The following is a 1,530-nucleotide window of genomic DNA, read 5'->3' as shown; positions in this document are numbered from 1 at the left end:
GAGGAAAACCTGTCAAGACGCACGACGAGATGGAGAGGCCCTGGCAGTTGTGAAGTGATGCATCCAGTACGAACGCAATGGGGTTCAACGGCTCCAGCGCACAGTCACGCGGCTCGTGCCTGGATGCGCTCCTGCAAGCGTTCAAGTTGTGCAACGCAGGGCATGCGCCGCTCCCGATGGTGCTCCTGCAGCCTTCCGATCGTCGCCTGCTTGAACAGCTCGTCCACAGAGCTCTTCCTGACGGTCTCCATGTCACTCTCGTACTCAAAGTCAATGGCGGCGAGGGTCGCCCGGAGCGCTTGCAGGAAGAATTCAAGCTCTAATGGATGCATAGGGGTGATGCCGTTTCCCATGTGCACCGAATGATGTGTCGTGTTGGCAGGCATATGCGTCCTCCAGATGCTCGGGGTCACAGGCGGCGCCTGTTGCTGGCGCAGATAGAAACTCCAAGCCTCGGCCGAACATCCGCTAGGGAAGGGGTCTCAGCCTCTGCCTCATCGACAGGCTGATCGGAAGAGGCCAACCATTCCAGGGCTCGTCTCAGTCCTGGTCCATGGCTCCTGTCGAACGACAGCGGTCATGAGCGATCCTCGCTGACGCCCTCCGCTGGACGCAAGGACAGGCCAGATGCGTGTGGTCCGAGGAAGTAGAGCCGATCGGAATGGATCTCGTCGCACCATTTAAGGCGGCGTGTCAGCTCTTCAAGAAACCACCGCTTGATCCGTCGTTGGCAAGACCGTTTCATGCCTGTCTCCGAGTTGCCCAGAACATTGAACGGTGTGGTTTGGTCGAGGTGTCGATCTCGACTGACCGTTGGCGATCAGATCGAACATGCTCGTCGACGAAGAATGCCGCGTGCCCTTTTTCAATCAGATGCGAATGGGATCGTGGTGAAGCCTCAGTTACTGCACGGGGCCATACATCTCCAAAGCAGAACGAGACGGTCCATTCGCATCCCGTCTGCTTTGGAGGACGATGCTGATCCCTGAGCCGGATTTGCCCGAACATGCTCACCGCAGTATGGTTAACAGATCGCTAACAGGCGCCCGCTCACCGCCATCGACGCTTCCTGACGATTGTTAACCTCCTGATAACCACCTCGGGCGCGGAATGGGCATGCCTGTGAGGGGCGAAAAGCTGAAACGGCTCCAGTTCACTTCCTTTTTGCTGACGACCCTTCGGTCACGCGTGTGCCTGCGTCGGTGCCATGCCCCCTCATGGTCTCTCTGGAGAAATGCCAGCGATGAAGAAACCAAGGCCAAAGCATGCCAAGGCGAAGACAAGATCCAGACAGGGCAGGGTGCTCGTCGTCACCTCCGGCAAGGGCGGTGTTGGCAAAACCACCTCCACGGCGGCATTGGGCGCAGCCCTCGCTCAGAATGGCCAAAAGGTCGTTGTCGTCGACTTTGATGTCGGCCTGCGCAATCTGGACTTGGTCATGGGGGCCGAGCGACGGGTGGTCTTCGACCTGATCAATGTCATCAGAGACGAGGCCAAGCTCGCACAGGCGCTCATCCGCGACAAGCGCCT

2 protein-coding genes are annotated in these 1,530 nt (G+C 58.7%); one reads left to right on the top strand and one right to left on the bottom strand.

What is annotated here, in order from left to right:
- Positions 1 to 104 precede the first annotated feature (104 nt).
- A complete protein-coding gene (locus ACS5Q1_RS47860; RefSeq protein ID WP_473104778.1) occupies positions 105 to 386 on the bottom strand; it encodes a hypothetical protein in 282 nt (93 codons plus the stop codon).
- A gap of 857 nt (positions 387 to 1,243) precedes the next feature.
- Between ACS5Q1_RS47860 and ACS5Q1_RS47855 the strand changes: the two genes are divergently transcribed.
- Positions 1,244 to 1,530 (top strand): nucleotide-binding protein (locus tag ACS5Q1_RS47855; RefSeq protein WP_473104777.1); only part of this gene is annotated, 287 nt, incomplete at its 3' end.

Source organism: Microvirga sp. GN3 (assembly GCF_055792825.1).
The sequence above is the reverse complement of the archived record's forward strand: the minus strand, read 5'-3'. Positions and strand labels throughout refer to the sequence as shown.